Source organism: Acinetobacter sp. YH12098, assembly GCF_013419235.1.
GTDB lineage: Bacteria > Pseudomonadota > Gammaproteobacteria > Pseudomonadales > Moraxellaceae > Acinetobacter > Acinetobacter amyesii.
On sequence record NZ_VPAO01000068.1, the window covers coordinates 1 to 7,156 of the forward strand.

At 37.6% G+C, this 7,156-nt stretch carries 7 protein-coding genes and 2 pseudogenes; 8 read left to right on the top strand and 1 reads right to left on the bottom strand.

Going from position 1 to position 7,156, the window contains the following annotated elements; translation table 11 throughout:
* The 7 genes and pseudogenes from FTU38_RS16935 to purB all read left to right on the top strand — a co-directional run.
* Positions 1 to 113, top strand: a pseudogene (locus FTU38_RS16935) (transposase); the annotation flags it as partial.
* Positions 114 to 129: 16 nt separating this feature from the next.
* Positions 130 to 573, top strand: a pseudogene (locus FTU38_RS17080) (PD-(D/E)XK nuclease family protein); the annotation flags it as partial.
* A gap of 33 nt (positions 574 to 606) precedes the next feature.
* Entirely contained in the window at positions 607 to 894 is a 288-nt protein-coding gene (locus tag FTU38_RS16940) for a hypothetical protein (RefSeq protein WP_257225747.1), read from the top strand.
* A gap of 520 nt (positions 895 to 1,414) precedes the next feature.
* Entirely contained in the window at positions 1,415 to 1,900 is a 486-nt protein-coding gene (locus tag FTU38_RS16160; protein WP_078190179.1) for an NUDIX hydrolase, read from the top strand.
* 4 nt (positions 1,901 to 1,904) lie between these two features.
* Entirely contained in the window at positions 1,905 to 3,041 is a 1,137-nt protein-coding gene (gene mnmA / locus FTU38_RS16165) for a tRNA 2-thiouridine(34) synthase MnmA (RefSeq protein WP_168379207.1), read from the top strand.
* 12 nt (positions 3,042 to 3,053) lie between these two features.
* Positions 3,054 to 3,785 (top strand): high frequency lysogenization protein HflD, encoded by a 732-nt coding sequence (gene hflD / locus FTU38_RS16170; RefSeq protein ID WP_218945479.1) that lies wholly within the window; start codon positions 3,054 to 3,056, stop codon positions 3,783 to 3,785.
* Between the two features lie 56 nt (positions 3,786 to 3,841).
* Complete coding sequence (gene purB, locus FTU38_RS16175) at positions 3,842 to 5,230, top strand: adenylosuccinate lyase (RefSeq protein WP_168379206.1); 1,389 nt, start codon at positions 3,842 to 3,844, stop codon at positions 5,228 to 5,230.
* A gap of 184 nt (positions 5,231 to 5,414) precedes the next feature.
* On the opposite strand, the gene FTU38_RS16180 is transcribed toward purB, so the two are convergent.
* The gene (locus FTU38_RS16180) at positions 5,415 to 5,654 is read right to left on the bottom strand and encodes a hypothetical protein (RefSeq protein WP_180004910.1); all 240 of its coding nucleotides are present in this window, start codon (positions 5,652 to 5,654) and stop codon (positions 5,415 to 5,417) included.
* 212 nt (positions 5,655 to 5,866) lie between these two features.
* Here FTU38_RS16180 and FTU38_RS16185 point away from each other — a divergent pair, with 212 nt between their 5' ends.
* Positions 5,867 to 6,532 carry a DUF2238 domain-containing protein gene (locus tag FTU38_RS16185; RefSeq protein WP_180004911.1) on the top strand — a complete coding sequence of 222 codons (666 nt, stop codon included), beginning with the start codon at positions 5,867 to 5,869 and terminating at the stop codon, positions 6,530 to 6,532.
* Positions 6,533 to 7,156: the final 624 nt, after the last annotated feature.

Here is a 7,156-nt window from a genome sequence, read left to right on the forward strand (position 1 = left end):
AGCAGATGAAATATTATTGGCGAGATTTTCAAGTCATGACAGCTGATAAAATAGAGCAATGGGTGGAGAAAGTATCAAACCAATTCGGAAAAGAATACATGTTTACTTTTTAATGACAACTTATTAGATCCTTCAGAAACACATGGTCTAGGAGACCGTTTTTTAAAATCTTTCCTTGCAAAAGCATTACAAGGGGAATATGTCAAAGGTGGATTATCCTCAATAGATATTATCCAAGCTGACTTACGCGATATTGAAATAAAGCGAGAATGGAATAATATTGATATTTTAATACTTTCTACAAAAAATAATTTTGCTATAGTCCTTGAAAATAAATTCAAATCAAAACAACATAATGGACAATTAAAAAAATATATAGATAAAATTGAATATATTTATAGAGATGACTTCCCCAATATCAAAATTAAAGGTATATTTTTAACATTATATGATGAACAACCTGAAGATCTTTCTTATGCCACTATTGGTTACGATAGTATATGCGAAATTTTACCAAGAATTATAGATATTGAGAATTCATCAATATCATATCAAGTTAAAATTTTTATTGAACACTATATTGAAACTATAAAAGAAGCAGCGGGTATGAGCGAAAAAGCTAAAGAAAGGGAAAAACTAGCTAAATCGATTTATAGACAACATCATAAAATTTTTGATTTTATTTGGCAACATGGAACATCTAATGAATTCAATCTAGCATTAGATGAATTAATGGGTGAAAATTGGGAAGATAAAAATCATCTTACAATTAAGAATAAAATAAAAATTTCAAAATTTTGGAGCAATAGCAGTCTTTTTTGTTTTTTACCCACAGAATGGTTTAATGCTTTAGGTGCGGAAAAGTATAATTGGCGAGGTTGTGAAAAATGGTAGTTAACTTATCCAGTTACATGTTGGATTGAAATCAATCATGATGAAAACACGTCAGGAAAACTTCGTTTATTTGCGGAAGTAGGCCCTTTAAGTAATTACGAAGATAGATTAAATATAATTAATTTAATAAAACATGTTGCAGAAAATGAAAAACTTCATCAAATTTCATTTCAAAAAAATGCTACTGATGTTGGTAAAAAATACTCCAAGTTTTTAAAAGGTAACACTATTAAAATTGATGACGTTCAAGACATTGATGAAATTTCAAACAAGATGTTAAAACTTTTTGAAAATTTTGATAATTGTTTTAAAAAATTAACTTCTGCTTTGCTAGATTTTAATGAAAATAACTCTTCATCATTATTAAAATAGTTATTTTTATATAATAATTTTCATTGGCATTAAAGCTTAAAATAAATTGCGGGAATATGAATTTAGATTGTAGTTTTAAAACATTTTCACCATAGCCACCGCTCCCTAAATTTTGTAGAATAGCGTTTTTACCCCATGGTGCTTTTCTATGACCGCTTGGACTGCTCACGTCACTGTTGCGACAGTCGTTGAAAAAGACGGAAAATTCCTATTTGTTGAAGAACATACAGAAGGTGTGACCCATACTGTATTTAATCAACCTGCAGGTCATGTTGAAGCTGGCGAAACCATTATTGAAGCCGCCATTCGAGAAACCATGGAAGAAACAGGTCACGATGTAGAAATCACGAACCTCCTAGGCATGTATACTTATACTCCTCCGATGTTCCCTGATCGTACTTATTTCCGTTTCTGTTTCTTAGCTAAAGACATTCAGCACCATGCCGATGCACAATTAGACACAGGTATTGTCGGTGCAGTATGGATGACGCTTGATGAACTCATTGAGTCTGCCCGTGCGCGTAGTCCATTAGTCATCAAAGCTGTGCAAGATGCTCTTTCAGGTCAAAAATTTCCTTTATCGCTCATTTACGAGCACCAAAATTCTCCCTTAATTTCAAATTTGGATGCTTAATCCTATGCAACAACGTGTCATCGTCGGTATGTCTGGTGGTGTAGATTCTTCTGTATCTGCAGCACTTTTACTTCAACAAGGTTATCAAGTTGAAGGTCTTTTCATGAAAAACTGGGAAGAAGATGACGGCACGGAATACTGTACGGCAATGGAAGATCTTGCCGATGCTCAAGCCGTTTGTGACAAAATTGGAATCAAACTTCATACCGCAAACTTTGCGATGGAATATTGGGACCGTGTCTTTGAGCATTTCTTAGAAGAATATGCCGCAGGTCGTACACCAAACCCAGATATTCTCTGCAATAAAGAAATTAAATTCCGTGCATTTCTCGACCATGCTGTGAACTTAGGTGCTGACTTTATTGCGACAGGCCACTATTGCCGCCGTGGTGAAACGCTAAAAAATTCACGTGGTGAAGAGTATGCCCCTCTACTGCGTGGTCTAGACAACAACAAAGACCAAACCTATTTCCTACATGCAGTGCATGGTCGTGAAATTAACAAAACTTTGTTCCCTGTGGGTGAAATTGAAAAACCACAAGTGCGTAAAATCGCTGAAGAATTAGGTCTAATCACCGCGAAGAAAAAAGATTCAACAGGAATTTGCTTTATTGGCGAACGTCGATTTAATGACTTCTTAAAGCAATATTTACCTGCTCAACCCGGAAAAATCGTCCTAGACACGGGTAAAGAGGTTGGTGAACATCACGGCTTAATGTACTATACGCTCGGCCAACGTGGTGGCATCGGTCTTGGTGGTCTAAAAGGTGCTGAAGAAGGCGCTTGGTTTGTACTGCATAAAGATATCGAAGGTAATCGCCTAGTCGTTGGTCAAGGTCATGAACATCCACTCATGCAAAGCACCATTTTATGGTCTGAAGCGATTGATTGGGTGGCTGGTGAACAAGAGATTCCTGAATCAGGCTTCCGCTGCACAGCGAAAACTCGTTATCGTCAGCCTGACCAAGACTGTACAATATTTAAAGACCCTACAGCGCCAAATGGTGTGCGTGTCGAATTCGATGAGCCACAACGTGCTGTTACACCGGGTCAAAGTGTGGTGTTCTACACCGGTGAAGTTTGTTTAGGGGGTGGTGTGATTCATCATACCAATGCGCCTAAACCGGATTTTATTGAATAAGGATTGTTTCGGATGACAGAGTTACCGTTTCAACAGCCTCAGACTCTGAATACTCGCCAAAATCGTGCATTGGCGTTAGCTGCTGTTTTTCAAGCGACACAGCTGACCCACATGACTGCATTGACTGGGCAACAGAGTATCGGGGAAAGCGGTAACTTTTATTTTGAACATCTCATTAAAGCCAGTTTAAATATCCGTCCTAAGTCGAATCAGTCTAGTCAGACGCTTGATTTTTTTAGTGGCTTGGCGGATATTTCGCTGGGATTAAAAACCTTAGAAAGTAGCATTACTCAACCCTTCAATACATCTCCCAAATCTAGACTTCCTAAACTTGCCAATACTAAGCTACCCATGACGTATGCGATGGCGTTATTGCAGTTAGAAAAGAAAGTCTATAGCAATCCTAAATTTGTCGAAACCATTGAACAATCCCAACAAAAAATTCTAAGACAGCTTTCCTTTTTTGATAATAATTATTTACATCCAAGTATCATTGCCAATTTAGCGCAAACCTATATTGAAACTGCAGGCCAAATTAATCCACGTATTATGGTTCGTGGTAATGCCGAAGCATTTAAAGACACTTCTCATACCAATCGCATTCGCGCCACCTTATTTACCGGCTTACAAATGGCACATTTATGGCGTCAGCTCGGTGGTAGCTCATGGGGTATGATTTTCAGTAAGCGCAAGCTACTACAAGATATTCAAGATCTTGCCCGTTTACAGTATCAGGTGGTTTAACTGATGCAGTACGGGCTTTTTGTTTTACGTTTAATTCCAAAATTTAAGGAATCGCTATGAACGCTTTAACCGCACTTTCTCCATTAGATGGACGTTACGCAAGCAAATGTGATGCTCTACGTCCCTTCCTCTCTGAGTTTGGTTTAATCCATGCTCGTGTGACTGTTGAAGTGCGTTGGTTACAAGCGCTTGCAAACCGTCCTGAAATCACTGAAGTTCCAGCGTTCAGTGCTGAAACTAACGCTGCGCTTGATGCAATTGTTGCGAACTTCTCTGAAGACAATGCAAACCGCATTAAAGAAATTGAACGTACAACAAACCATGATGTAAAAGCAGTTGAGTACTTCTTAAAAGAGCAAATCGCACATATCGATGAGCTTAAAAATGCTGGAGAATTCATTCACTTTGCATGTACATCTGAAGACATCAACAACTTGTCTCATGCTTTAATGCTTAAAAATGGCCGTGAAGTTTTAGTTGCAGCAATGCAGCAAATCATCGATTCAATCGTTGCTTTGGCTGAACAACACGCTGAACAACCAATGTTGTCTCGTACACATGGTCAAACTGCAAGCCCAACAACTTTGGGTAAAGAAATGGCGAACGTGGCTTACCGCCTTGCACGTCAAATCAAACAATTCAAACAAGTTGAATTACTTGGTAAAATCAATGGTGCAGTAGGTAACTACAACGCGCACTACTCTGCTTACCCTGAAATTAACTGGCCTGCGCATTCACAAGCATTTGTTGAATCATTAGGTTTAGAATTTAACCCGTACACCACTCAAATCGAACCACATGACTACATGGCGGAACTTTTTGATGCGCTACGTCGTTTCAACACCATTTTGATCGACTTTAACCGTGACGTTTGGGGCTACATCTCACTTGGTTTCTTCAAACAACGTTTGAAAGAAGGCGAAGTTGGTTCTTCAACAATGCCACATAAAGTTAACCCAATTGACTTCGAAAACTCTGAAGGTAACTTGGGTATTGCGAATGCGGTATTGGCTCACCTTGGTGAAAAACTTCCTGTATCTCGTTGGCAGCGTGACTTAACTGACTCAACTGTGCTTCGTAACATGGGTGTTGGTTTTGCACAAAGCTTGATCGCTTTTGAAGCTTGCTCTAAAGGTATTGGTAAACTTGAATTGAATGCTCAACGTATTCTTGAAGACCTTGACCATGCGCAAGAAGTACTTGCAGAACCGATTCAAACTGTTATGCGTCGTTATGCAGTTGAAAAACCTTACGAAAAACTTAAAGCCCTAACTCGTGGTCAAGCAATGACTCGCGAAATGATGGTTGATTTCGTAAATGGTAACGAATTAGAAGCTGTTCCAGCTGCTGACCGTGCGCGTCTTGCAGAAATGACACCTGCAACATATACAGGTAATGCATCAACTCAAGCAGCAAACATTAAAGATCTTATTTCTAAAATCTAATTTTAGATAGATCAAAAAAAACGAGGCTTCATGCCTCGTTTTTTATTTATAATACTTCTGCTCTCTTTGAGATGAGGAGCATGCTCCGCAAGGAGATGAGACTATCCAACTCTCCCTTGCGAACTCAGAATATATTCTGAGGATTCTCATCTCCTATAAGGAGATAGAAAATTTAGACGCAATTTTATTCTGCAGGGCAATATTTCGCCCAATCATCTTTCATTCGCTGTAATTCACAACCCGTTAAAACATCTGAGTAATAAATATAATATGTGGCATTGGGATACTGAATTTCATGGCGAAACATCATGCCCCGCAAAGATACAGAGAGCTCTTCTGGAAAATCATCTGTTAAATTAAGTTCTTCAAACTCATAGTTAAAATAACAATTTTGAGTCGCAATAAATGCCTCAACAACGGCCATAGTTACTTCCAAATACATAAACTTCGATATACATCTGAGTTTAATACAATCTTTTTGAAAATACTTATCCCTAGTTGCTAGCTGATGACATTTGAAAAAATAATGCACAAATTCTAACGCCGGCGAACTAACACCTTTCATCGCATTATGGCTATACTTGCCGCGAATTATAAACATTGCACACCGATAAAAAATTTGAGCTTTGCCTTTTCATGATTGATTTCAAATTAAAACTTAAGCACATCTTAGCTTTTGCGTTATTAACTCTTGCTATTGCGATCGCCAGTATCCAACCTTTAGAAATGGAAGCGTATATACTCCATCAAATTGGCACAGCGTTTATGCTGATCGTGCTGCTCGTTTTCCTCTATAAAATAGGGCTAAGTTTCGCAACTGTTTGCCTGTATCTTGGCTTTTTACTGATTCATGTCATCGGTGCCCATTATTTATATTCTTATGTGCCTTATTCTGAATGGACACAAGCTCTCTTCGGTTTCAACCTTGACCAAAGCATGGGATGGTCTCGGAATATGTATGATCGGCTTGTACACCTTGCCTATGGATTGCTGCTCTATCCGTTCTTTTATCGCATATTTCAAATCTGGCTACCACAATTAAAAGCCGGAACACTCTTTTTATTGGTCGTACAATTCGTCATGGCGACCAGTTTATTTTATGAATGGATCGAATGGCTGATTGCCATTGGCTTATCACCAGAAGAAGCTGAAAATTATAATGGGCAACAAGGTGATATTTGGGATGCGCATAAAGATATGCTGCTCGCAACACTTGGTGCGATGATCACTGGTGGTATTTGTTTAATGACATCAAATTTGTTGAATAACGCTAAACAAAAGCCTGAATATTTTTTATCTTAAATACTGATGTTACGCACCTAGAAGTAATTTCTCATTTTAAAAATGATTTTTAAGTCTATTCGACGGAGTCTTACATCTAGGAATTGAATAACGGGATTAGCCTTCGGCTGGAGGTACTTTTACGAAACGATGTTTCTCATTCGGCAAAATGAGAAGCGAAGCTTCGCAAGGAAACCATCTTGCGAAGCAATGCTCCTCACCGCAAAACTCGTTCGCTCGCGTCTACGTATTCAAAGTATCGCAAAAACATTTTTGGGCTATTTGCATTCTAAGGTAGAATTTTAATTAATTCTGCCTTTTTTTATTTTTATCATTAATTTTAAATTTTGCAATATAAGGTTGAATATAGTTGTTAGAATTATTTTAATTTTTGCATTTCAGGGTTGATTTTTCATAATAAAATTCATTGTTAATGGTAAAGGCGGAAAAAATAAACACTAAATTTTTAATTTTCTAATTTTGCATTCCAAGGTTGAAAATTAATTAAATCATGATATATTAGATCTCTTGCGAAAGTAAAAACCACCTCAATCTAAGTTTCATGAGATATCAGAACTTAAACCGTTTTTCAGATTCTGAATTTAAACGCTTGGTTGGCGTACCTCGACCAGTTTTTACCGAAAT

Bases quoted from the DNA above. Each gene is read 5' to 3' on its own strand.
- FTU38_RS16180 (WP_180004910.1), bottom strand. From the start codon at position 5,654: ATGGCCGTTGTTGAGGCATTTATTGCGACTCAAAATTGTTATTTTAAC.
- purB (WP_168379206.1), top strand. From the start codon at position 3,842: ATGAACGCTTTAACCGCACTTTCTCCATTAGATGGACGTTACGCAAGC.
- mnmA (WP_168379207.1), top strand. From the start codon at position 1,905: ATGCAACAACGTGTCATCGTCGGTATGTCTGGTGGTGTAGATTCTTCT.
- FTU38_RS16940 (WP_257225747.1), top strand. From the start codon at position 607: ATGAGCGAAAAAGCTAAAGAAAGGGAAAAACTAGCTAAATCGATTTAT.
- FTU38_RS16160 (WP_078190179.1), top strand. From the start codon at position 1,415: ATGACCGCTTGGACTGCTCACGTCACTGTTGCGACAGTCGTTGAAAAA.
- hflD (WP_218945479.1), top strand. From the start codon at position 3,054: ATGACAGAGTTACCGTTTCAACAGCCTCAGACTCTGAATACTCGCCAA.
- FTU38_RS16185 (WP_180004911.1), top strand. From the start codon at position 5,867: ATGATTGATTTCAAATTAAAACTTAAGCACATCTTAGCTTTTGCGTTA.